Annotated in this window: 21 protein-coding genes; 11 read left to right on the forward strand and 10 right to left on the reverse strand. The window is 41.3% G+C overall.

The features are described from left to right. The first annotated feature begins 142 nt into the window (after positions 1–142). The gene (locus tag ACTRWI_RS09810; protein WP_499130907.1) at positions 143–778 is read left to right on the forward strand and encodes a hypothetical protein; all 636 of its coding nucleotides are present in this window, start codon (positions 143–145) and stop codon (positions 776–778) included. A gap of 1,119 nt (positions 779–1,897) precedes the next feature. Further along, positions 1,898–2,056, forward strand: coding sequence for an EAL domain-containing protein (locus ACTRWI_RS09815; RefSeq protein ID WP_499130908.1), 159 nt, complete (start codon positions 1,898–1,900; stop codon positions 2,054–2,056). Between the two features lie 170 nt (positions 2,057–2,226). Here ACTRWI_RS09815 and ACTRWI_RS09820 read toward each other — a convergent pair whose 3' ends face one another. The 3 genes from ACTRWI_RS09820 to ACTRWI_RS09830 all read right to left on the reverse strand — a co-directional run bounded on the left by ACTRWI_RS09820 (position 2,227) and on the right by ACTRWI_RS09830 (position 7,426). Continuing rightward, the gene (locus ACTRWI_RS09820; RefSeq protein ID WP_499130910.1) at positions 2,227–5,286 is read right to left on the reverse strand and encodes an efflux RND transporter permease subunit; all 3,060 of its coding nucleotides are present in this window, start codon (positions 5,284–5,286) and stop codon (positions 2,227–2,229) included. After that, the gene (locus ACTRWI_RS09825; RefSeq protein WP_499130913.1) at positions 5,283–6,269 is read right to left on the reverse strand and encodes an efflux RND transporter periplasmic adaptor subunit; all 987 of its coding nucleotides are present in this window, start codon (positions 6,267–6,269) and stop codon (positions 5,283–5,285) included. The genes ACTRWI_RS09820 and ACTRWI_RS09825 overlap by 4 nt, the downstream gene beginning before the upstream one ends. Positions 6,270–6,337: 68 nt before the next feature. Continuing rightward, the gene (locus ACTRWI_RS09830; protein ID WP_499130914.1) at positions 6,338–7,426 is read right to left on the reverse strand and encodes an efflux RND transporter periplasmic adaptor subunit; all 1,089 of its coding nucleotides are present in this window, start codon (positions 7,424–7,426) and stop codon (positions 6,338–6,340) included. Between the two features lie 156 nt (positions 7,427–7,582). Here ACTRWI_RS09830 and ACTRWI_RS09835 point away from each other — a divergent pair, with 156 nt between their 5' ends. Further along, on the forward strand, positions 7,583–8,305 hold the full coding sequence (locus ACTRWI_RS09835; protein ID WP_499130916.1) for a TetR/AcrR family transcriptional regulator: 723 nt from the start codon (positions 7,583–7,585) through the stop codon (positions 8,303–8,305). 109 nt (positions 8,306–8,414) lie between these two features. On the opposite strand, the gene ACTRWI_RS09840 is transcribed toward ACTRWI_RS09835, so the two are convergent. From ACTRWI_RS09840 to ACTRWI_RS09850, 3 genes are all read right to left on the reverse strand, one after another. Further along, the gene (locus ACTRWI_RS09840) at positions 8,415–9,686 is read right to left on the reverse strand and encodes a DEAD/DEAH box helicase (RefSeq protein ID WP_499130919.1); all 1,272 of its coding nucleotides are present in this window, start codon (positions 9,684–9,686) and stop codon (positions 8,415–8,417) included. Between the two features lie 57 nt (positions 9,687–9,743). Next, a complete protein-coding gene (locus tag ACTRWI_RS09845; protein WP_499130921.1) occupies positions 9,744–10,355 on the reverse strand; it encodes an acyl carrier protein phosphodiesterase in 612 nt (203 codons plus the stop codon). 137 nt (positions 10,356–10,492) lie between these two features. Further along, positions 10,493–10,621: a hypothetical protein gene (locus ACTRWI_RS09850; RefSeq protein WP_499130922.1), complete on the reverse strand. Its 129-nt coding sequence runs from the start codon at positions 10,619–10,621 to the stop codon at positions 10,493–10,495. Positions 10,622–11,066: 445 nt separating this feature from the next. Here ACTRWI_RS09850 and ACTRWI_RS09855 point away from each other — a divergent pair, with 445 nt between their 5' ends. After that, positions 11,067–12,290 carry an aromatic amino acid transport family protein gene (locus ACTRWI_RS09855; protein ID WP_499130924.1) on the forward strand — a complete coding sequence of 408 codons (1,224 nt, stop codon included), beginning with the start codon at positions 11,067–11,069 and terminating at the stop codon, positions 12,288–12,290. A 148-nt stretch (positions 12,291–12,438) separates the two neighbouring features. Beyond that, complete coding sequence (locus ACTRWI_RS09860) at positions 12,439–13,863, forward strand: methyl-accepting chemotaxis protein (protein WP_499130926.1); 1,425 nt, start codon at positions 12,439–12,441, stop codon at positions 13,861–13,863. Between the two features lie 520 nt (positions 13,864–14,383). Here ACTRWI_RS09860 and ACTRWI_RS09865 read toward each other — a convergent pair. Further along, the gene (locus ACTRWI_RS09865) at positions 14,384–14,569 is read right to left on the reverse strand and encodes a hypothetical protein (protein ID WP_499130928.1); all 186 of its coding nucleotides are present in this window, start codon (positions 14,567–14,569) and stop codon (positions 14,384–14,386) included. Positions 14,570–15,028: 459 nt separating this feature from the next. Further along, complete coding sequence (locus ACTRWI_RS09870) at positions 15,029–15,523, reverse strand: hypothetical protein (RefSeq protein ID WP_499130930.1); 495 nt, start codon at positions 15,521–15,523, stop codon at positions 15,029–15,031. A gap of 248 nt (positions 15,524–15,771) precedes the next feature. Here ACTRWI_RS09870 and ACTRWI_RS09875 point away from each other — a divergent pair, with 248 nt between their 5' ends. The 4 genes from ACTRWI_RS09875 to ACTRWI_RS09890 all read left to right on the forward strand — a co-directional run bounded on the left by ACTRWI_RS09875 (position 15,772) and on the right by ACTRWI_RS09890 (position 21,832). Further along, the gene (locus ACTRWI_RS09875) at positions 15,772–16,248 is read left to right on the forward strand and encodes a CreA family protein (RefSeq protein WP_499130932.1); all 477 of its coding nucleotides are present in this window, start codon (positions 15,772–15,774) and stop codon (positions 16,246–16,248) included. 116 nt (positions 16,249–16,364) lie between these two features. Continuing rightward, entirely contained in the window at positions 16,365–17,669 is a 1,305-nt protein-coding gene (locus ACTRWI_RS09880; RefSeq protein WP_499130935.1) for an inosine/guanosine kinase, read from the forward strand. 271 nt (positions 17,670–17,940) lie between these two features. Further along, positions 17,941–19,689 (forward strand): formate--tetrahydrofolate ligase, encoded by a 1,749-nt coding sequence (locus tag ACTRWI_RS09885; protein WP_499130936.1) that lies wholly within the window; start codon positions 17,941–17,943, stop codon positions 19,687–19,689. Between the two features lie 238 nt (positions 19,690–19,927). After that, entirely contained in the window at positions 19,928–21,832 is a 1,905-nt protein-coding gene (locus ACTRWI_RS09890) for a sensor domain-containing diguanylate cyclase (RefSeq protein ID WP_499130938.1), read from the forward strand. Positions 21,833–21,872: 40 nt separating this feature from the next. On the opposite strand, the gene ACTRWI_RS09895 is transcribed toward ACTRWI_RS09890, so the two are convergent. Continuing rightward, positions 21,873–21,974 carry an HAD hydrolase-like protein gene (locus ACTRWI_RS09895; RefSeq protein WP_499130978.1) on the reverse strand — a complete coding sequence of 34 codons (102 nt, stop codon included), beginning with the start codon at positions 21,972–21,974 and terminating at the stop codon, positions 21,873–21,875. 120 nt (positions 21,975–22,094) lie between these two features. On the opposite strand from ACTRWI_RS09895, the gene arfB reads away from it, so the two are divergent. Then, entirely contained in the window at positions 22,095–22,505 is a 411-nt protein-coding gene (gene arfB, locus ACTRWI_RS09900) for an alternative ribosome rescue aminoacyl-tRNA hydrolase ArfB (RefSeq protein WP_499130940.1), read from the forward strand. Positions 22,506–22,573: 68 nt separating this feature from the next. Here arfB and ACTRWI_RS09905 read toward each other — a convergent pair whose 3' ends face one another. Further along, the gene (locus tag ACTRWI_RS09905) at positions 22,574–22,891 is read right to left on the reverse strand and encodes a helix-turn-helix transcriptional regulator (RefSeq protein WP_499130942.1); all 318 of its coding nucleotides are present in this window, start codon (positions 22,889–22,891) and stop codon (positions 22,574–22,576) included. Between the two features lie 233 nt (positions 22,892–23,124). Here ACTRWI_RS09905 and ACTRWI_RS09910 point away from each other — a divergent pair, with 233 nt between their 5' ends. After that, positions 23,125–23,418, forward strand: a complete 294-nt coding sequence (locus tag ACTRWI_RS09910) for a hypothetical protein (RefSeq protein ID WP_499130944.1) — start codon at positions 23,125–23,127, stop codon at positions 23,416–23,418. Positions 23,419–23,491: the final 73 nt, after the last annotated feature.

A 23,491-nucleotide genomic window follows, 5' to 3' on the forward strand; every position in this document is an offset into this window, starting at 1 on the left:
CCAGTGCTATCCAGAAAATCGCTCGGCAAACGCTATTTTTGATATAGGGATCAAGAACTAGTACTTTGCTAATAGGTAATGACACATCAATTACCGTACTATTGCCCATCAGTAAGATAGTAACCATGTATAAGGAACTTCATTGTTATTAGATCTCGTGATTAAAAGCGTTAATCAGTTTCAAGACGATTGCCTAAAGCTTTGTGAACACCATTACCCTACTGTGCACAACCAAGGGATCAGTGAACATCACATAGGCAAAGCATTTGCACGCCGAATGGAACACACCCTCATTAGCTTTAATCATACAAGTAACATCAGCCCTTTAGATATGCTTTCTTCTGGAGATAACCCACGACACTTTCGAATCTCTTCTGAGATCGGGACCGTTTGGATGATAAGCCATCATATGGTCAGCGCAGGAAAGACCTGTAAAAAAAAATTGATGTTGGATATTCATAACTGGCAACAGGAGTACGGATTTGCAATTCAACCCAATGACCTTTTAATTATCGTTTCTGACCATTGGATTAGCCGCAGCAAGAATAGTGGAGAGTTACTGCACTGGTGGATGGGCGAGTTGCCTGATGAGATAAACGAATACAGCCAGCAAGGTATTACACTTCGAGAGAGCGATTCTCAATTCGCGGCTGACTTAAATAGTAACTTTAGGATTAGCCCTTGTTTTATAAAATTTGGCCATCCCTTAAAACGTTCAGGTAATCAGAAATTAGTACGCAAGTACCTGCAGCTTTATGCTGTACTTCAGTGGCAATAAAATATCGGCCAGTTTTTCTCTTTGAACTTAAAAAAACTCTAGAGCTTCATACCAATATTTTACAAAAATCTATTATTCATGCGCTCATTATTATCCAAAAGTTAACTTAGGTTAAATAATAACAACTTGTTATTTTGAATATATTTTTAGAAGTAGATATCATTTCTATGAAAAATTCAACCTGTTAGATTTTACAACTTTGACATTCACCCATAATCTAGCCCTTTAACCCTACTTTGCTGTTATAGCCCGTGCTACCTTAAATTGGTGCATCGTGATATGGCTAATGTTACTCAGTCTATTAAATCATAAAAACTATAAATTATGATTAATTTTAATGAACAACATAAATTATAATGCTGATTTTTCGTAAATTATATTTATTTTTACATTGACCCGGTAAATGAGTTTTTATCAATTGACAATTTACTTTCATCTGTCAATATTGTGACAGCCGTAAATTTTATGTTCGTCAATGAATTCCCCCCCTTACTAGCGAATATAATTTTATCAGACAGAAGTGAATTTAATAGCTGCATATCAGTAGGTGCCGATATGCAGTTTATTGCCAAATATCAAGACCTCACTCTAAGCACCGTCTATCAACCTATATTTGACCGTTCAATGTGTCAGATAGTCGTAGAGGCTTTGGAAAGGGTAAGGGTGAAAGTATTCGCCCTGATCATTTCTTTCATTCAGGCGAAACCTCTAATGCGGATAAAATAAGCGTCGAAAGGTTGAGTCGCGCAATTCATATCCGTAACTTTACTCAAGCTACTGTCCGTCACCTTCAACTCTTTATGCATGTCCTGCCAAATGTAGGCGAACTCTTTGCCGCATAAAAAATAAGCGAAAGCTTATTGGCTAAAAGACTCCACGAGTTTAACCTGTCCTGTGACCCAACCCTCATGGAACTCTTTGTACTGAGTGTCGATAGTGAAGAAAAGCTCAAATTGGCGGCCACTTCTCTTGCAGACAACGGCTTCCAAATCGCTGTCGATGACTTTAGCACTTAAGTATCTACAGAAAGTCGCGTTTTACACAGAGCTCCGCACATAATTAAAGTCGACCGCTCTGTCATACTTAAGTTTGAGGATGGCGACACCTCCGATATAGAACTTGCACTCTCTAGCAGAGTCGATCAACGCGAAAACGGTGATTGAAGGTATTGAAACTCAGCAGCTAGAACGTATGCAGGCATTAGGATTCGATATGTTCCAGGGTTACCACTTAGCGATGCCACAACCGATTGAGCTCGACTTACAACTTGCAATGTAATTTCCCTCCTCCTTTTTCACTCTACTCAATACTGATCGAATCCCAGTACCACTTAATGCTCGCCTTTGACAGGGTTGATCTGGCCTGAGCATATTCAAAGCAATTAGATACAAAAAAGCCCAGTCCACATTGACTGGGCTGGCTTAAAAGAATCTTTTTTATATCAATCCCTAATAACCCGCAGTGGACGGTTTGATTCTATATAGGATAGCGAACATCACAGGTACTACTATTAGCGTTAGTACTGTGGCAAAGCCTAAGCCTGCCATGATGGTAATCGCCATCGAGCCAAAAAATGCATCGAATACCAAGGGGATCATGCCCAAGATTGTCGTAAGTGCAGCCATAGATACTGGACGTACGCGACTAATCGCACTGTCAACAACCGCTAAGTATGGATCTTTACCTGTAGCAAGTTCACTGTTGATCTGATCAAGCAGTACAATACCGTTCTTCAGAATCATACCGCTGAGGCTTAATAAGCCCAAAATCGCAGTAAAACTGAAAGGAAGATTGGTCGCAAGAAGTCCAAACGAAACTCCGATAATAGACAGTGGTACCATTAACCAAATGATGAGTGGTTTACGAACTGAATTAAATAAGAATATGGTCACAATAAACATCAAAAGGTAACCTTTTGGGAGAGAATTAAATAATGACGACTTGGCATCGGTTGATGTTTCATACTCTCCCCCCCACTCCAGACTGTATCCATCTGGCAGTTTGATCTTTTCAATCTCTGGCTTCACTCTTGCATACAAGCTAGCAGCTGTTTCACTACCCAATATATCGTGATCAGCAAGAACGGTTAAAGTACGTTTTCTATCTCGACGCTGAATTAATGGTTCAGACCATTTCAGTTCTACACCATCAATCAATTGTTCAACAGGTATATAATTTTGTAGCAATGGGCTCCATATTTTAACGTTATGAAGCGAATCATAGTCGAGGCGTTCGCTTTCAGGGAGACGTGCAATGATCGGTAGTTTATGAGTACCATCACGTATCAACCCTATATCTACACCTCCAAATGTCATTTTTAATGCTTTAGATAACTCTACTTTGGATATACCATAACTACGCGCTTTGGATTCATTGAATAATGGAACAAGCTCTTTGGTTCGTTCTCGCCAGTCATGACGAACATTTTTAGCTCCTTGGTCAGCTAAAAGTATATTTTCAACACTAACTGCGATGCTTCGGAGAACTTGAGGATCTGGTCCAATAATGCGAGCTTCAATTTTTGACGTTGGTGACGGACCAAAATCTAAAAGTTTCAACTGAAATGTAGGAAATTCAAATTTTCGGCTTAATTCTGTATCCAAGACTCTGATGACCTCAAACATACTCTCTCGATCTGTCGTCCGTATTTGAAACTGAGTGTAGGCCTCGTAGCTTTGTTCAGGTTGATAAGTCAACATAAAACGTTGCATACCCCGACCGACTGTAGCTGTTACAAACTCTACGTCTTCTTGTTTACGAATAAAGCGTTCAACTTTTTCAGCCTGGTTAATCGTTTCACGAATATCTGTGCCTTCTGGCATCCACATATTAACAAAAAATATTGGTGTTGCTGGGGTCGGAAAGAACTGCTTCTTGACCATACCAAAAGCCATAATCGATAGTACAAGCAACGAAATCATGCTAACAACGGTTAGCCACCTGAAACGCAGAGCGATCTCTAAAAACGTACTGAACGCTGCGAATAAAATACCCTTATATGGTTCCGAATGTCCGTCTTCCTGACTCTCTTCTTTGAACAACATTTCAGCAAGAAATGGCGTTATTGTGAGTGCCGTAATCCAACTTAAAAACAACGAGAAACACAGTACCCAAAATAGTGAATTCATAAACTCACCGGTTGGGTCATTTGATAAGCCAATTGGAGCAAAAGCAGTGATTGAAATTATGGTTGCGCCCAATAAAGGCCACTGACTCTGACTAACAACTTCTTTAATTGCTTGAAGCTTAGTCTTCCCTTTTTTGATACCTACCAGTATTCCTTCTACAACCACAATCGCATTATCGACCAGCATGCCCAATGCAATAATTAACGCCCCCAACGAGATTCGGTGTAATTCAACGTTGTTAAAATCCATCAAAATAAAAGTACCAAATACTGTAAGTAATAGCACCACACCAATGAGCAAACCACTGCGCAGACCCATAGCGAAAAACAAAACAAATATCACAATCGCTACGGCTTGCGCTAAGCCAATCAGAAAATTAGTAACCGCACGGTCGACTTCTAAAGGCTGGTTATAGAAGTAATCTAAATGTACACCTGCGGGCTTAATACTTTTTAAGCGCTCAAGTTCAGCATCTAAAGATTTGCCAACCTCCACCACGTTTACGCCAGATGAGAAAGCAATACCTATATTTATCGCTGGTTGACCATAGTACGTTAATACATTTACCGGCTTTTCCTGCACACCGCGTGTAACCTCGGCAACATCTTTTAATCGAATTAGATTGCCAGTGTCACGACCATGAATGATTAGGTTCTCTAATTCTTCAACTGTGCTCAAAGTTCCGCTAGGTTTGATAGTGAGGCTTTGCCCATTCACCATAATTTCACCGGCCGATATTACTCTGTTCTGATTTGCTAATAAGGAGGTCACCGTAGAAATATCTAGATTCAATGCCGCCAACTGCTCCAGTGACAACTCGACAAACAGTTGTTCTTCTTGATCGCCAGTGATACTTACTTTACCGACACCATCAACCAATTCGATTTCACGCGTTAGATAATCTGCATAATGTTTGAGCTCTATCTGATCATAACCATATCCAGTTAACATGAGCATCACACCGAATACGTCACCGAAGTCATCAATAACCTGCAAGGAACTCACACCTTTCGGCAAACTTTCTTTTAAATCATTAATTTTTCTTCTCATCTCGTCCCAGATTTGAGGTAACTCGTTCGCACTGTAAACTTTTTTCATAGTTACTTTAATTTGCGACATACCATCGGATGAAGTAGAAGTGATCTTATCAATATAGGGAAGTTGTCTTATTGCCTTTTCCAACGGGTAGGTTAGTTCCTCTTCAACTTCCATTGATGTTGCGCCTGGGTAAGTTGAAATTATCAATGCATCTTTAATGGTGAAAGCTGGGTCTTCTAGACGGGAGAGATTGCCAAAAGACGTTATGCCGCCGACGAATAAAATGAAAAGAAATAACCAACTGATAACTTTATTTTTAATTGAATATTCTGCAATGTTCATTTTGCTTTTCCTAATAAATACATTCCTTCACGCAATTTTTCTAGACTCGAATTTATAAGCACGTCACCTCGTTCAACGCCATGCGAAATTAGTGCGCCTTGACCACTGATTTTTTCGACTTCGACTTCACTCTTGAAGGCTTGTCCATTCTCTATTTTCCAAACGCAAAACTGGTTCGCTTCTACGCACGCTGCGAGTGTTGTCATTGGCAATTGGTAACCTTGAACAACATTAAGACCAGCATTGGCCATGTCGAAATTAACTGTCGCGCTTGTTCCTGGTAGAATTTCACTTTCAGGCTGTTTCATCTGCATCCAAAACTCGTAAGTGCGAGATTGTGGGTGCAGTTCACTGGTATGTTCCAAATATGTCAGCGGGTATTCCCCTTTGTGCCCACCAAATGTCGCCTTCGGACGATAGCTATTCGAACGCATGTCAGGGCTAATTGACGCTAAGAACGAATCTGATACCTGTATACGCACATACACTTTGTCGTTTTGGTACAAGCTTAATAACGTTTCACCCGGTGTCGCGTTTTCAAAACGTTGTTTGTTCACGGTCGAAACGGTGCCTGAAAAAGGTGCAAGCAGCCTAGTATAGTCGAGCTTTCGCTCCGCTGATGCCAAGTTAGCGGAGGCTAGTTTATAGTTAGCTGTTAACTGATCGAGCTCAGATTGCGATACCATTTTATTGGTAAGCATTTCGTTACCTCGCGCGAGTTGCTTCGTGGCGAGTTCAAACTGTGATTTAGCGTTAGTCAGCTCTTGGATGTAAATCACATTATCTAACGTTGCGAGCAGCTGCCCTTTTTCTACAACATCACCGGCTTCTACCATTACTTGTTGAATCTCACCAGCAAGCTTGAATGAGAGTGAGGTAAGTTCTGCTGGCATTGCCTGACCATTGAAACTTCGGTTTTGTTCGGTCAATGGTGCGCCCACTTCAAAAGTAGAAGCCAACAGTGGGACGGGAGCTCGATGCACTGTTCTATCGTTACAAGCCTGTAAAAAAAGGATTGATGCTAAAACCGAGATTGAATTAAGACAATTCATTAAATACCTTCCTCATGTAGCCATGCTTTTACTTGTTGTCCTTCATATAAAACATCAACGCCTGCTTCAACAATTAAGTCGCCAGACGTAAGACCATCAACCACATTCCCTTGTTTATTCAGGGTCACTTTAACCTTAGAAATCAATTGTGAATCGGCGTTGTAACGCCACAACTCACCATATTTCTCGTCTTTGTCTAACCAAGCTGAATCAACAATGACAATGCCCAATTCTGATCTGTTTTTCTGCACTTCAACTTGCGCTGTCATACCCGACAGTAGATTGATAGCTTCAGGTTTTTCGAAAGAGACCACCGCTTGATAACTGTTGGTATCTTCGTCTGGTTGAGTAGAAATTTCTTTAAAGCGTGTAGGAATACGAACACCACGATGGCTATCCATTACTACCCACATATTTGAACCGACAAAATCTTGAATAGAGCGGTCTTCAAGTTTAGAAACTGGAATAGAAAACCTCACATCCATTTCATCATTATTTAAAATATTAACAACAGGCTGTTTCTCGGCAATTAATTGATATTGCTTACCAAACACCATGGAAACCACGCCATCAAATGGTGCAACTAACGTGGTGTAATCAAGGTTTGTTTTCGCTTGCTCTAACTCAACTTCAGCAGTCGTATAGGTGTTAACGGCTTGGTCGTAATAATCGGCACTCACAAGCTTTTTCGAGTACAACTCGGATACCTGTTTGTATTGACTATTGGCTAAGTCGAATTTAGCTTGCGCTGCATCGACTGCAATTCGGTAATCCGTTGGGTCTAATACTGCTAAAACCTCTCCTTTCTTAACATTTTGTCCCATACGAACATTAAATAAATCAATGTCGCCTCCTACTCTGAACGACAATGCAGCACGTTCAGTCGCATCGATCTTTGCGATAAAACTATCGGTTTCAACATCCGTTCTCGGAGGTATTTCAAATAACTTTACAGGCGGAATAACCTGAGCATTTTCTTCTGACTGAACTTTATTACATCCGCTCAGCGAACCTGCGAGTAACAGTGCAACGACCACCGCACCTAACTGCTTACTCGCTTTGGCTTGAATAGACACCTTGGATTGCATTTTGCGTCTCCATTTAATTGTTATGATTTACTACACAGCTGTGCAGTATATTAAAAACCTTCAGATTCTCAAGTTTTACTTTCCAACTGTGCAGTATTTTTTATTTGAGTAAAAACAGTGTAGAATGTGGTAATTAGATAAATCTGTGAATTTAAGATGACTGAAAAGAAACAAGGTAGAAGAAGCGCAAAAGACGCTGAAGAAACTCGATTTCAAATATTGAGAGTTGCGGCTGAGATGTTTTGCGATTTAGGCTACGAGCGCGTGTCGTTACGTAATATTAGTGAAAAAGCTGGCGTATCACATAGCTTGATCCGACATCATTTTGGCAGTAAAGATAGGATCTGGTATGCGGTAAGTGATTGTTTACATGACTACATTCAGCGTTATATAAATAAAATAATGGAAGAGTTACCTAAAGATGCCTCGCCAAACGTTTCTATTTACTTATTCGTTATGCGTCTATTCACTACAATGGTCCACTCAAAAAAACCAATACAGTTCCTCTCTTACGCAGTGAAGCAAGAAGATAGTTTAATTGACTACTTTATAAGCAACGTAGATACTGTTGAACACGAGCTTTCAAGCCTAGCTAACGCACATAACGCTCTGTCCTCTCAAAAGCCCGTCAGTATCTATGAAATAAAATGGCAAATGCTTATGTATGCAAACGGCGCTGTTTGCTTAACCCCATTCATGGAGAGAGCATGGAATGCTGACGGAGTGAAAACTTCCCAGGAAGGAGCACTGTTAAACCACTGGAGAATGTTTAACGAGCAAATGATAGAGAAGTTCAATGTGGATTATAAGTGGGCCTTAAATCCTATTTCTATTGAAGAGCTTATGTATGATATACCTTGTATATGGAAATACGAGTAATACCACTATTAATAAGCATTTAGTACAGTTATTTTGAAAAACATACGCGTTATTACCTGATTCTGTAACTGCGCGTATGAGTTCATTTATCAAAATAAAATAGTTCTGCTTAACGGCGGGCTTTACCACGGTTTTGGTGGATCTTAAGCTTTGCTTTCATCTTACGCTTTTCTGACGAACGGCTCTTGCTACGTCTACCTTGGTCAGGGGTAACATCTTGTTCTAAGCTTGGTTCAAAACCTTTTAGCCACTCTTGCGGCAGACGAGTATCAAGTAGGCGTTCAATCGCGCCGAGTAAGTACTCTTCGTCATGGCTCATAAGAGAGATTGCTAAACCGCTGTTACCAGCGCGCCCTGTACGGCCAATACGGTGAACATAGTCTTCCGCTTTGTAAGGCATATCATAGTTCACCACTTGCTCGAGCTGCTGGATATCAATACCACGAGCTGCAACATCAGTTGCAATCAATGCTCTTACTTTACCTGATTTAAAATCATCGAGAGCCTTTTGGCGTGCACCTTGGCTTTTATCACCGTTGATTGACGCCGCTTTGATCCCATCTAGCTTAAGCTCTTTAACCAACGCATCAGTGCCCTGCTTAGTCTTGGTGAAAACCAATACTTGTTGCCAATTGTTTGAGCCAATTAAGTACGCCAGTAATTCGCTTTTACGCTTTTTATCGACTGGGTAAACCATCTGCTTAACACTCTCAGCAGTGCTGTTAGTAGGCGTTACTTGGATTTCACTTGGTGATTGCATCATACGATGTGCAATCGCCTTAATTTTGTTATCAAACGTTGCAGAGAAGAACAGAGTTTGACGAACCTCGTTCATACGCGAAAGAATGCGTTTAATGTCGGGCATGAATCCCATATCTAGCATGCGGTCAGCTTCGTCAAGCACCAATACTTCTGTTTGGCTTAACATGATGTTTTTAGTAAACATATGGTCAATCAAACGACCCGGTGTCGCGACTAAAATGTCAGCGCCTTGACGAAGGTTATCAGTTTGAACCTTCATACTTACACCACCGTAAGCCACGACCACTTTAAGATCGGTATCTTTTGCATAACTGGTTACGTTATCAAATACCTGTTGTGCAAGCTCACGGGTTGGCACTAAAACCAAAGCTCGAACCAGTTTAGGATTTGGAATTACGTTATCTTTACTAGCAAGTAATCTTTGAATAATTGGTAAGCCAAAAGCCGCCGTTTTACCTGTACCCGTTTGAGCACCAGCTAGTACATCTTTGCCCTCTAAAACCAAAGGAATCGCTTGTTCTTGCACACTGGTTGGAGCCGTGAAGTTCAGCTCTTCTAGCGTAGCAAGTAGATGATCAGACAATCCTAATTGATTAAAAGATTTGGTAGATTCAGACATAGTAAGATGCTCAAAGATTGAATAGGCGCGGATTGTAGCAAACCTACATTACGCTGTTTACCTTTCCTTTTGATTTTTCTTCAATAGAAGCGTATTAAACTCACTCGCTTCTTTTAAAACCATAGGATAAAGCTCATTAAAGTGACACTGCAACGTATCATAATGGTTTTCCAAGTCAGCGTAGCACGCTTTTAGCATGCCAAGCTTTGGCCTTCTCAACGCCATTCGCTGTAACACCATTTCAATGGACTCCATATCCTGGTAACTCTCCAACCGGCGTTGTTCTGCCATTTTCTGATGAATGACCACAAAGCTTTCCGGCCAATGAGGTTCTTGATGATCAAATATTTGTTGATGGCTATCGAGACAAAAACGCTCTAGTGATTGCTTAGAAAAGTTGGCCCAATGATTGGCTAAACAGTGATCCCAGAATATATCAAGTGCGATAGGTGCAAAGCGTTTCGTTTGATTTGAAAAGAGTGATTTAGCTGAACGAGAAACATTGTGCCTGTCTGTATAGCTGTCTACAAACCGATGAAGTCGAATACCATCGGAAAGCGAATCTGAATAGTGTTTATTTGGGTCGCCTTTCACAAAATCATCTAACAAGTTTCCTGCTAGGTTGCTGTTACAGTATTTAGCGATATGAAGGTGTGGGAGAAAGTTCATTGAACCTCATTAAAGTATCGAGAACTAAGTAACATGGTAAACGTACTTGTTTATCTTCGCGAACTTTAATGAGGATAGCTTTTGGTATGACGAGTGAGCGAATCAGATTTGCTCAGTATAAGAATTGAAATGAAACGTTAGTTAGCAGATGGAAAAAGTTCTTCAGCTAACTGTTTAACTGTCTGTTCGTAGTCAGATAAATCAATGCCAATTTCCATTGCATCTAACAACTCTAGACTTTCGTCATTTAAAGATTGGTCACTCATAGTGTCCCCTCTATTCCTTGATGTGGACGTTATGTCCAATTAACCAGTGCACCATCTTGGACTTATATTATGCCACTTTGATGAACGCACTCTACTCTACCCATTCCATTTTATAGCTTGAATCTACTCGCGATCATTAACGGTTATCTACGTTAAAGGGGTATACGCGAACGACATATGTACTGCCACCATACATTAAGTACAACAAATTACTCTAATTATTTTGAAGCCGATCATGGTCAAACGTTTGCTCACCTCGTTTTTTGCTCCTCAATCACATCAATGTAAATATAAATTTACAGTGGATATTTTAAATTACATTAACCGTTGCAATTGGAATTAAACTCAATCAGAATACTCCAAAATCGAGATATTCTTTGGGTTTATGCGCTTAAGCTAGAAGAATTACAATTAAAACACACCCTAACGTAAATAATTATATACAATGGATAAATCAAAGGTTTTTGGTAGTACTTTGATCATTGCTGGCACAACAATTGGTGCCGGCATGCTCGCTCTTCCTCTTGCTTCTGCAGGTATTGGCTTTTCAACTTCACTTTTCTTGATGCTTGGTTTATGGGCACTAATGGCATTTACAGCGTTATTAATGGTGGAGCTACACCAATTCGTTGAATCTGATGCCACCCTACACACTTTGGCTCACACGATTTTAGGAACAAAGGGAAAGTGGATTGCGAGCTTCGCAGTTATGTTTCTATTTTACGCACTGTGCGCCGCTTACATTGCAGGCGGTGGTGCGCAGTTTAATCAACGAATTGCCGACATCGCAGGAATTGAGCTCAATGGTCAAGTAACGACTTTGCTGTTTACATTCTTGGTGGCTGGTGTTGTAACTATTGGTACGCACAGTGTTGATAAGATTAACCGTGTATTATTTGGGCTAAAACTGGTCGCGATGGTTTTGGTCCTTAGCTTCTTAGCACCTAACATTACTTCTCAATACCTATTAAGCATGCCACTACAGCAAGGTCTGATTGTTGCGGCAATTCCAGTCGTGTTCACCTCTTTCGGCTTCCACGGCAGTATCCCTTCTATCGTAAGATACCTTGATGGTGATGTAAGCTCTCTACGCAAAGTAATGATTGTAGGTTCTGCACTACCTTTAGTTATCTACATTTTTTGGCAAGGCGTTACTTTGGGTGTTGTGAGCCAAGAGCAGCTGCTTTCTGACACAAGCTTGGGTGCACTTTTGGTATCGCTGTCGCAAACTGTGCATCAGTCAAATCTAAGTGTGATCGTTGGTGTGTTTGCCGATCTCGCTCTTCTTACGTCTTTTATCGGTGTTAGCTTAGGTCTGTTCGAATTTATGGGCGACTCATTAAGCAATAAACTAGGGAGTGCAAAACGAGTAAAGACTGCCGTTATTACTTTCTTACCACCGCTGGGCTTTGCGCTCTTTTACCCACAAGGCTTCATCATGGCTTTGGGTTACGCAGCCATCGCACTTTCTGTATTAGCCATTCTTTTACCTACTGTCATGGTCTACAAAGTACGCTATACAGATTTCACCATTGCGACTAACGGCTCACAATCTAATTACCAAGTTTTGGGCGGAAGCAAAGCACTGTTTTTAGCGGGTGGCGTTGGTGTATTTATCATTGCAATTCAAATCCTTATATCTGTAGGGTTATTACCGTCACTCGGCTAATAAAACAATTCACCAATGATATAGTCGATCAATATCTCATTAATGGAATATCTATATCATTAGTTTTCACAATTATTCGGATTGCATCACATTTTTATTGAAGTCTGTTATTTAGAGTCCACGGTAAAGGATTTACCGTGGAGTTTTTATGAAAGAAGTACAATTTCGAACGATAGACAAACTGTTTATCAAAATGTCTATTAACGACAAATTTGGGGTTATTTTCTTAATCTTTCTCGCCGCTGTGGCAAGCTTGTCAGGCTTAAATTACGTTAATAAAGTGGAATATATTGACGCTAGTGCAAAGCATCAAGCCGAGTATAAACTCCAAGGCATTTTGTCAGCTTCAGACAACCCTACTAACGTGAGTGGCATTACTCAACAACCTCGTCCACAACAAACTACGATTTCAAGAAATGGTATTGTGACTGCAACGGTAATCGCTAATGATGGCAATTATTACTCACTAACCATTTCTAATAACGATATTCAAAACCAAAAGCAGCAAGCACTGTACACCTTATTACTCAGCTTTTTATGGTGTGTGCCTTTTGGTCTTTTCTGTTACTGGGTCGCTACTTTCTTAGGTGGTGCACTTTGGGTACTTTACACAACCACTCAAAAGATTGGTGACGGTGATTTAACCTCACGACTCGGCTTCCATCCTGGGCGCGATGAGTTTGGTACGATCGGCTGCGCGCTAGATCGTTCAATGGATACATTAACTGAGCTTATTAATAATGTGAACCAAAGTGCTGCAACGCTTAGTGAAACCTCCTCTTCCTTCGAAACGGAGATGAAGCGCAGCGAAACACAAATCATGAGCCAGAACGCTTCTCTCGATTCTGTTGCAACGGCTATGGATCAGATGACCGCTTCAGCGAATGAAGTATCAAACATTTCTGCACGCTCTACCGAGCAAACTGAGCAAGACGCACAACAAATCAATGACAGCCACGCTAAAGTTCAGCAAGCTATCTCAGAGATCACCACACTTTCCTCTTTGATTGAGCAAACCTCTTCCTCAGTAACAAGCCTGAACGTTAACACTAGCCAAATTAATGAAGTAATCACCACAATTAACGCAATCTCAGAGCAAACAAATCTATTGGCACTCAACGCAGCGATCGAAGCCGCTCGTGCTGGAGAACAAGGTCGAGGGTTTGCAGTTGTCGCCGATGAGGTAAGAACGCTTGCAAGCAGAACTCAGTCTGCAACGGTAGAAATCCAAGCGATGATTGAGCGTTTGCAACAAGAGAGCCGAAATATCGCTAAGATCACTGAGCAAACGGTCGACCAAGCACAAACTAGCAGCCAATTGATTTCTAATATCGGTGACGACGTAAACTCAATCGCAGATTCAGCTCAAGCACTTATGGATATGAGTATTCAAATCGCCACATCAGCGGATGAGCAAAGTAACGTGGCAAATACCATTGCAGCTGAACTTAACGATATTCGCAGTCAATCAGACGTGATTAAAGATGTGGCACAAAACTCATCGAATGGCATGTCTAAGTTGACAGAAGCGTCTGTAACCCTATCGCAGACATTGGCGAGATATCGCACCTAAACGTTTGTAGATAAGTAGTACCCAGATCGCGAGAAAGAATCATCTCGTTTTAGAGTAAAGGGACAACAACAAGTAAGGGCTCACATGAGTCCTTTTTATTGAATGGCGTTAATTCCATAAGAAAAATACACACACTAACGATGAGGTTATCATTGCCTTGAAGTAAGTCGCAATGTAGACAACATAAAGGAGCAGAACTGTCAAATAAACGAGCTTAAGAGTAGTCTATCTATATGGGTTTATTTTCACTTACCCTCTTGCTGCAGGTGACACATAATAAATAATAAATAATACAGAAGCACCAAACATCGAAGACGTGACATGCTCTTTATGCCAACATAATACATGCTTACTTCTCTTCGCAAAATATGTAGCAGATCACTTTCTGAGCCGACATAAGCAACATTTTTCGTCAAATTATCAGCAGACTCGCAGTATCAATGTCTGAAAGCTTTACAAAATACTGAGGTTAATAGGAGAAAATATAAATATTAGAAGACAAAAATCGTTGTACAAAGTGTTAACTGACAGCCGCCTCTTCTTCGACTTTGGATTTATCTTCTATCCTGAAGCTATATTCAAAAGCTGCGATGTCAGGATAAGTATCACTTATCGCGACAAACTCAGGCAAATGTTTTAGAAGTAATCGAGTGAATTGTGCATCGAATTGATAACCGCACTCGCGTTCAAATAACTCGACAACCATATCTGTATCTATGTCATTAATACCAACGGCAACAATAGGCGTTGAACGATCTATAACTGCACCCAGTGACTCAAGAAAATTAGCGGCATTATTATCAGTTGCGATAACCCCATCAAACTCATAACCTGAATATTTTACTTCTAAGTAATCAACGAGAGAGTCGTAGTAGTCTTGGTTATAAAATGCGTTTGGTATCTAAATACTCGATAGAGAGTTTTACTTCGGTATAGGGTTGCTTGAACGCGTTGTCGATCCCTTTTTAGAAATCAGCGGTCCATTGATAGGAAGTTTCGTATGAGTGTAATACTAAGATTTGTTTAACATCTCAGTCGTTAGCATAAATTGCAGGAAAAAAAGCGCTAACACCCAATACAGCGATTGAGATCAATAGCTTGTAAGTACCGAACCCTTTTTAAAAGACGTGTGTTGTACTCAGATTAACGCTTTCTCAAAGATTCTTTAGCTCTCGAACAATACCTTATAGGTAGAATCTTGATGTTGAGCCCAAAAATCATGTAACTGTTTAGCAAACCCGACAATATTTTGATCGTCTTGGTTAACAATATCTGATATTAACAGTTCATCGTCACTCGCCGTGACGATAGCACTTGCCACTACATCACCGCTTTTCGTACCTACATACAGCTCATGTTCATCTGACAGCATGATTTGGCTTAAGAATTCTAGAATGTTCGCCCTTTCCGCTTCATCTTGATAAGCACTAGCTTGGTTTAGAGAGAAAAGAACCGTCAGTTTGTGAAAATCTACTTTATGCAGTTCGTCAATTTGTGAGGGCGTTAGATCTTGAGGGAGAGGTTGGTAAGTTTTTTGGGAAAGCTGGTTCTTATAGATATCTAGACCTAAGAGGCTTTCTTTCGCGGGGTAAGCAATATCAAGCTGGCTAAACAGCCACTGATTTTTCTTTAATGCGATTTCAGGTATTTCGTTATTCATTCTTTTATTACCTACAGTTAGTATCCCCAAATATCACAGTTATTTGGCAGACATACGGTCGGCTGAGGCGCCGAGCTACATGCAGAGAGCATACAGAGCATCACTAAGGCCAACAAGTACTTTAAATACTTCATATTTTTCATTATCCAACAACATCCTTTAAGAACTTAAAGAAAAGCTCTACACTCGTATTCAAGCTTTCAATTTTCTTATATTAAACAGAACTATACAAATAAAAAGGACTTCTTATGAAAAAAGCCTTAATAGCAGCCGGTATCATGACAATGTTAGCAGGTTGTTCGGACAACGAGGTTGGCGACGTATCTTTGGGTTTCTTCACAATGAAGGACATTAAGATGTCTTCTTTAGAGGATGACAAAATCCCGGGCGTAACGTGTCACATAGCTTCCATCGAAGCGAACCTGAGTCTTTCTGACCCAAGTGATAGCTCTATTTCTTGCCGCCAAACGGGTGAAATCACACCTGAAATGATTGCGCAGATTGATAAGAGTAAATCTGGCGAAGTGGTATTCAAGCAGTCTAAAAGTATCTTCTTCAAAACCATGAAAGTTCGCCGTGTTTATGACGCAGAAAACCAGTCCCTACTCTACTTGTCTTACACCACTAAAGAGACTGAAGGTAGCTTCAAACACAGCCTATCTACAGTCCCTCTATGGGGTACAGCAGCTTACGTTGATCCAAAAACACTCGTACCAACAGAATAATCAATATGAATCACCTGTACAGACATTGTGCAGGTGATTCAAAATGCAATAAAAATGAAAGAAACAGAAACAAAATGTGATATCATTCGTAAAAATCTTTTCACTGTATTTTTCATATGAAGTTTCCTGGACAGCGTAAATCTAAGCATTACTTTCCAACTCACGCACGTGATCCGTTGGTCAATCAAGTTCAACAAACACCTAAACTGCACCGCGCAACGATTGTTGGTGTAGGTCAAACCATTGTTGATATCGAAGCCCGTGTTGACAGTGCGTTCCTTGATAAATACGAGCTGAGTAAAGGTCACTCACTGGTATTGGAAGAAAGTAAAGCTGATGCGCTGTATGAAGAGCTTGTAGAGCGCGGTTTGATTACGCATCAATACCCTGGCGATACTATCGGCAACACACTGCACAACTATTCCGTACTTGCAGACAGTAAATCTGTACTGCTTGGCGTAATGTCTAAGAAAATTGAAGTTGGCTCATTTGGTTACCGTTACCTTTGCCGCACGTCTTCTCGTATGAACCTTAACCACCTACAAACCGTAGATGGTCCAATCGGTCGTTGTTACACGCTAATTACCGAAGATGGCGAGCGTACGTTTGCGATTAACGAAGGACACATGAACCAGCTGCTTCCAGCAAGCATTCCTGAGAAAGTGTTCGAGAAAGCATCAGCTCTAGTCGTTTCTTCGTATCTAATGCGCGGTAACCCTGAAGATCCAATGCCAAAAGCAGTACAAAAGGCGATTGAATACGCAAAAGCGTACAACGTCCCTGTTGTTCTAACACTTGGTACTAAATACGTGATCGAAGGTAACGCTGAATGGTGGCAAGAATACCTGAAAAAGAACGTAACTATCGTTGCTATGAATGAAGACGAAGGAGAAGCGTTAACAGGCGAAAAAGATCCCCTTCTTGCAGCTAACAAAGCACTAGAATGGGTTGACTTAGTACTGTGTACTGCTGGTCCAATCGGCCTTTACATGGCAGGTTACACAGACGAGCTAGCAAAACGCGAAACTACGCTTCCACTCTTACCTGGCAATATCCCTGAGTTTAATAAATATGAATTCAGCCGCGCTATGCGTAAGCAAGACTGTGAAAATCCAGTTAAAGTGTACTCTCACATAGGCCCATACCTTGGTGGTCCATTAGAGATTAAGAACACTAATGGTGCGGGTGATGGCGCGCTTTCTGCTCTGTTACATGACATGGCAGCAAACAGCTACCACTTCGTTAACGTACCAAACTCAGAGAAACACGAACACACGTGTCTAACATACTCTTCACTGTCTCAGATTTGTAAGTATGCAAACCGCGTAAGCTACGAAGTGCTAACACAGCACTCACCTCGCCTTTCTCGTGCACTACCAGAACGCGAAGATAGCTTAGAAGAAACATACTGGGATCGTTAATCCACGTTACTCATTAAGTGAGTTACCTCTCCTATCTTAAAGGGCTGCGATATGCAGCTCTTTTTGTATTCAGCGTAAATACAAGCACTTAATGCAAAATAAAATCGAATAATTTGCTCATTTAAGATTTGATCTCGCGCAATGACTCTTCAGATCTGTTATCTTCCAGCACATAATCTGTGTGGTTTGCCTTTACCTAGCAAATTTATACAGCACCATCGCCACACAAACGTTTACGTACCACCTTTCGGTTCTGATATAAGGATCAAATATGCTGTCTGATATCGATATTTGTCGCTCTACTCTCCTTAAAAACATCAGTGAGGTTGCTAAGCAAGCCGGCCTACAAGAACAAGAACATCAGCCCTTAGGGCAATTCAAATCAAAGGTGTCTCTAGCATCACTCGAACGCCTGTCTCAAAAGCCAGACGGAAAACTGGTTGTCGTGACAGCAATTACACCAACACCGCTTGGTGAAGGAAAGACCGTCACGACTATCGGTTTAGCACAAGGGTTAGCGAAGATTAACCAATCAGCAATGGCGTGTATTCGCCAGCCTTCAATGGGCCCAGTGTTTGGTGTGAAAGGTGGTGCTGCTGGCGGTGGTTATTCTCAAGTTGCTCCTATGGATGAGTTGAACCTCCATCTAACTGGTGACATCCATGCCGTGACAGCCGCTCATAACCTTGCCTCTGCTGCTATTGATGCACGCTTATATCATGAAGAGCGTGATGGCTTACAAGCATTTGAAACTCGCTCTGGATTGAAAGCACTGGATATAGACCCTAGCAGAATCGTTTGGCGACGTGTACTCGACCATAATGACCGTGCCTTACGTATGATTACCGTGGGTAAAAACGAAACGGGTAAAACGATCAACGGCTATGAACGCGAAGATGGATTTGATATTTCAGCGGCCTCAGAGCTTATGGCTATTTTAGCACTGGCCGATGACCTGCAAGATTTACGTAAACGAATCGGTCGTGTCGTACTGGCATACAATAAACAAGGTCAGCCTTTAACCGCAGAAGACTTTGATGTTGCTGGTGCAATGACAGTAACAATGAAAGACTCTATCGAACCAACACTGATGCAGACACTTGAAGGGGTTCCAACACTTATACACGCAGGCCCTTTCGCGAACATTGCTCATGGTAACTCTTCGATTATTGCAGATAAGATCGCACTGAAACTCAGCGACTTCGTTGTAACTGAAGGTGGATTTGGTTCAGATATGGGTTTCGAAAAGGCCTGCAATATCAAAGTCAAAGCATCTGGTAAGAAGCCCGATTGCGCGGTAGTAGTAGCAACATTGCGTGGACTAAAGGCGAACTCTGGTTTGTATGATTTGAGACCAGGAACACCACTACCCGATTCGCTCTTCAGTTACGACAGCGACGGGTTACTCTCTGGCTTTGAAAACCTAAAGTGGCATATCAATAACGTTAAGCAATACGGTGTGCCTACCGTAGTCGCAATCAACCGCTTCCCGCAAGATTCACAACAAGAACTCGACAAATTGAAACAGATGATTATAGAGTTCGATAGCAACGTCGCTGTTGAAGTCAGTGAAGCATTTGGCCAAGGCGGTGACGGCGTCACTAAACTTGCACAAGCGGTTGTCAAAGCATGCCAAAGTAACAGTGACTTTAAGCCACTCTACCAAACAGCTCAAAGCTTAGAAGAGAAACTCATGGCGGTTACGGAAATTGGTTATGGTGCAGCGAGTATTACACTTTCTCCAAAAGCAAAGCAGCAGTTGGCTGAGTTTAAACAACACGGCTATCAAGACTTGTCGGTATGCTTGGCTAAAACACCACTCTCTATTTCAACGGAAGCACATATCAAAGGCGCACCAAGCCAATTTGACGTGCCCGTAAGAGAACTAAAACTGTGTGCGGGTGCTGGTTTTATTTACGCTTTATGCGGCAATGTAATGACCATGCCTGGGTTACCAGATAAACCGGCATTCATGTCTTTAGATATTGATAGTCATGGAAATATTGTTGGCCTAAGTTAGACACCTTTATCCAGATAAATGTCGAAATTTCGGGATTTAATCGCCTCGTTTTCCGGAGCACTATTCTACATTGAGCAATCATTTTATCGTTAATTGATTGCTCATTAATCAAGTCAAAGTACACAAAATTGCACTAAAACCACACTAATATGCAGATCTTGTTTTAAGTTCTGGGTAAAGATCACATTAAAAAAACCTATGAAATATATAGTATTGCGCTGATTCTTTGAGGACAGTGATGAATACAAGTATAAAAAAACTAGTCGGCCATTTTTTGTGCACCATATTTGCCCTAGGATCAGTCCCTGCCCTCTATATCAACTCTGAATTCGATAGAGTCGAAGCCCAGCACGCGCTAAACATAAAACAATCTAGCCAAAACCAAATTGAGTACAGCTTTCACGAGCTCACTGTAATTGTTGAACAAATTTCTAACTCCGTTCCCTCTATTGCAGATTCCAAAACGTTACTTCGAGCAATTAAAGAGCCGTCGGTCATTCACACAGAGGCCCTACAAGACCTTTGGGTAATGCTTGCACGTAGCCAAAAATACTATTCCCAATTACGCTATCTTGATTTAACCGGTAATGAAGTGTTCCGTATTAATTACAAAGATGGCCATGCTTCGGTTGTTCCGGAAAACGAACTCCAAGATAAATCATCACGTAGTTACTTCTCCGCACTTCAAGAACTTAAGAGCGGCGAGGTCAGTACTAAAGGCATCGATCTTGAAGCCGAAAACGGTCAGATAGTTCGCCCGTTGATTCCGGCACTGCGCATTATGTCACCTGTCGCTGACAACAATCGAATTATTGGTTACTTCATTGCCAACTTAAACATGCTAGAGATTTATAAACGCCTTCATTACCAAATCGGAGATTCCTCTGCTGACCCTATCATTCTCAATAAGACTGGTCACATCATCATGGGACCAGATCCTTCGCAGTCTTTCGGTCACGTTATTGAATCACGCTCAGGCCAAACTTATGCTAAGCTAAATCCTAAGCTCTGGAATGCAATACAAAACAACACTTCTTCCAGTTACTTTGATGGTAAAGTCTGGTATTTCCATGCTGATATCAGTCCTAAGATCAAGCAGTTTGAAGGCCCTATCTACATGGTACTTCACATAGAGAATCAGCAGTTTAATAGCCAGTACCAACGTGAGAACCACGCTATTGTCATACAAATCGTTACCCTCACGATTCTAATATCAATGATTTCGGCAGGTTTTGTACTGTGGAACAGAAACCATAAGAAGAACAGTATTGAAAGCCAGCTAGCAAAAGCCGCGATGAATGGCATGTCTGCATTGGTTATTACTGACAGTAATAACCGCATCATCAAGGTAAACCAAGAGTTTACCCGAGTCAGTGGTTACGAGTTAGAAGATGTAAAAGGCCGCCAACCTTCAATGTTCGCCTCAGGACGCTACAACCAAGAGTTCTACATCAAAATGTGGAGCGTTATTAATAAGCAAGGTATGTGGGAAGGTGAAGTCGTCAACCGTCGTAAAGACGGGTCGTTGATTACTGAAATACTTCGCATCCAAACTATTAAAGATGCAAAAGGCGTAATCCAGTTTTATGTCGCGTCATTTGTTGATATCAGTAAACATAAAGAGCTTGAGAACAAACTTAGAAACTTGAGTGAAAAAGACGCCTTAGCGGGATGTTGGAACCGTCGCAAGTTTGATCTGGGGCTGCGCGATGAATGCTCCCGTATTAACCGTTACCCTACCCGAGAACACTCTTGTTTGGCGATCCTAGATATCGACCACTTCAAACGCATTAACGATAGGTTTGGTCATGACTATGGTGATCGAGTGATTCAGACCGTTGCTCAAGTATTGCAACGTGAGTGTCGTGAAACTGACTTCGTCGCTCGTATTGGCGGTGAAGAATTTGGGGTTATTCTGCCTCACACCACAATAGCAGACGCTGACTACGTACTTAATAGACTGCGAATTGCGGTTAGTCTTGAGCTCGACAGTGTTGTTACCGTTAGTGCTGGTATCACGAACCTAACTGGCGACCCTGCCCTAAACTACAAATGTGCCGACCTAGCGCTGTACGAAGCGAAAGCTGCAGGGCGTAATAGCGTATGTTTGCTCTTAGACACTGAAGTGAGTGAATTCGCCTAGTACGAGCTAACGCCTAAGCGACCTCACACTCTGAGGGCAATCAGTTCTTCGCAGGGTGAAATCCAAACTCCTGTGCCGTTTGCTGCCAAGCCTGGACATGAGCTGGCATTGTGTCGATCAACGTACCATCCATATCAAAGATTAATCCTTCATATGCCGTTTAATCGATTTTCATCTCTGTGACCACTCTTTAAGAAAGTTACTGATACCATAACCAATATTCAGTATCATGACGCCAAATTATGGTTCAAAATGGAAGCTTATGTTACAATTATCTAATTCTGTATTAATTCAAAACTGGGAACTTCAGTTAACTGCGATCAGAGCTCAAGGTGCGGGAGGCCAAAACGTCAATAAAGTTTCAAGCGCAATACACCTGCGCTTCGATATCAAGCACTCTACTCTGCCCGAAATCTACAAAGAAAAGTTGCTAGCCTTCAAAGATAGCCGAATTACTAAAGACGGTGTGATCATCATCAAAGCGCAACAATACAGAACTCAGGAACAAAACCGGGAAGATGCGTTAGTACGCTTGAAAGAACTGATATTGGAAGCAACAAAGGTTCAAAAAGTAAGAAGAGCGACGAAGCCGACGCGAAGCTCGCAAAGAAAACGCTTAGAAAACAAAAAGCAGAGAAGTACAACTAAGCAACTAAGAGGAAGAGTGAGCTAACTGTTTCCTTTCCCATGGTGCCATCTCCACCATACTCGCTTTACCCCCACCGTTTCACGTGTACATATTCACTGTGGCTTTTTAAACGCGAGAATTAGCTTTATCAGCAACATGCGTTCTTCATTTGTGAGCAAACGACTGACTGCGGAGACATCTTCAGCCGACACCTGTGAAGCACCAGCAACATCTAATACCACATCCAGATCTGTCGCTTTCAATGTCCGAATGATCGAGCGATATTGTGACATCTTAATGTCTGCTTCGCCGCGCTCAATCCGCTGATAAGTTTTTAAACTCATTCCTGCACTAGCAGCCAGTTTTTCTTGTGACAAATTAGCTCGCTTCCTACGCTCGATGAGCGCCATGACAATCGGCTCTTGTGACATAAGCTTACTCCAACTAGACAGTTATGACCTATATTCAGCAAGAAGCAGACCATATTGACTTACCTACATTTACATAAGCCATTAAAGGCATATCATTCAATACTTAAAAATACCTTACGTTTCATAAACCTTTACGCACCGGTTATTGATATGTAATTAGGCTAATAAACTTGGTTTAACCCAGGATTAGGAAATATAAAAAATTGCAAATTGCGAACAAGAAAGACGTCGAGTTGGAAATTGCGAATCATTACAAATTAGCATTTCCTTGTATAAAACAGGCTTTAGATTCAAACACTACCCGTGCTGATATTATTGCAGTTCAGCACCGACTTCTTACCTACAAAGAAGTGTTACTACACGCTGATATGCTCGATACTAATGAGCTAAAACTGGCCTTTTCTGCGTTAAACTATAATGAAAAAAGCGTGGCGAAAGGCGGCATTGTCAATATCAATAACGTGATTAAAGAAATGGATGAGATAATCGAAAAGTACAGTAGAAAGACCAATGTAGTATTGATGTAGCCACGGACATCAAAGTATAGATATAGATCACTATCAAAAATTCAGTAATACAAAAGCAAAAAGTCGACGTCAT

It is taken from the genome of Pseudoalteromonas sp. G5_S1_14_S5, assembly GCF_054968605.1.

Bases quoted from the DNA above. Each gene is read 5' to 3' on its own strand.
- ACTRWI_RS09820 (WP_499130910.1), bottom strand. From the start codon at position 5,286: ATGAACATTGCAGAATATTCAATTAAAAATAAAGTTATCAGTTGGTTA.
- ACTRWI_RS09830 (WP_499130914.1), bottom strand. From the start codon at position 7,426: ATGCAATCCAAGGTGTCTATTCAAGCCAAAGCGAGTAAGCAGTTAGGT.
- ACTRWI_RS09835 (WP_499130916.1), top strand. From the start codon at position 7,583: ATGACTGAAAAGAAACAAGGTAGAAGAAGCGCAAAAGACGCTGAAGAA.
- ACTRWI_RS09840 (WP_499130919.1), bottom strand. From the start codon at position 9,686: ATGTCTGAATCTACCAAATCTTTTAATCAATTAGGATTGTCTGATCAT.
- ACTRWI_RS09845 (WP_499130921.1), bottom strand. From the start codon at position 10,355: ATGAACTTTCTCCCACACCTTCATATCGCTAAATACTGTAACAGCAAC.
- ACTRWI_RS09850 (WP_499130922.1), bottom strand. From the start codon at position 10,621: ATGAGTGACCAATCTTTAAATGACGAAAGTCTAGAGTTGTTAGATGCA.
- ACTRWI_RS09855 (WP_499130924.1), top strand. From the start codon at position 11,067: ATGGATAAATCAAAGGTTTTTGGTAGTACTTTGATCATTGCTGGCACA.
- ACTRWI_RS09860 (WP_499130926.1), top strand. From the start codon at position 12,439: ATGAAAGAAGTACAATTTCGAACGATAGACAAACTGTTTATCAAAATG.
- ACTRWI_RS09865 (WP_499130928.1), bottom strand. From the start codon at position 14,569: ATGGTTGTCGAGTTATTTGAACGCGAGTGCGGTTATCAATTCGATGCA.
- ACTRWI_RS09870 (WP_499130930.1), bottom strand. From the start codon at position 15,523: ATGAATAACGAAATACCTGAAATCGCATTAAAGAAAAATCAGTGGCTG.
- ACTRWI_RS09875 (WP_499130932.1), top strand. From the start codon at position 15,772: ATGAAAAAAGCCTTAATAGCAGCCGGTATCATGACAATGTTAGCAGGT.
- ACTRWI_RS09880 (WP_499130935.1), top strand. From the start codon at position 16,365: ATGAAGTTTCCTGGACAGCGTAAATCTAAGCATTACTTTCCAACTCAC.
- ACTRWI_RS09885 (WP_499130936.1), top strand. From the start codon at position 17,941: ATGCTGTCTGATATCGATATTTGTCGCTCTACTCTCCTTAAAAACATC.
- ACTRWI_RS09890 (WP_499130938.1), top strand. From the start codon at position 19,928: ATGAATACAAGTATAAAAAAACTAGTCGGCCATTTTTTGTGCACCATA.
- arfB (WP_499130940.1), top strand. From the start codon at position 22,095: ATGTTACAATTATCTAATTCTGTATTAATTCAAAACTGGGAACTTCAG.
- ACTRWI_RS09905 (WP_499130942.1), bottom strand. From the start codon at position 22,891: ATGTCACAAGAGCCGATTGTCATGGCGCTCATCGAGCGTAGGAAGCGA.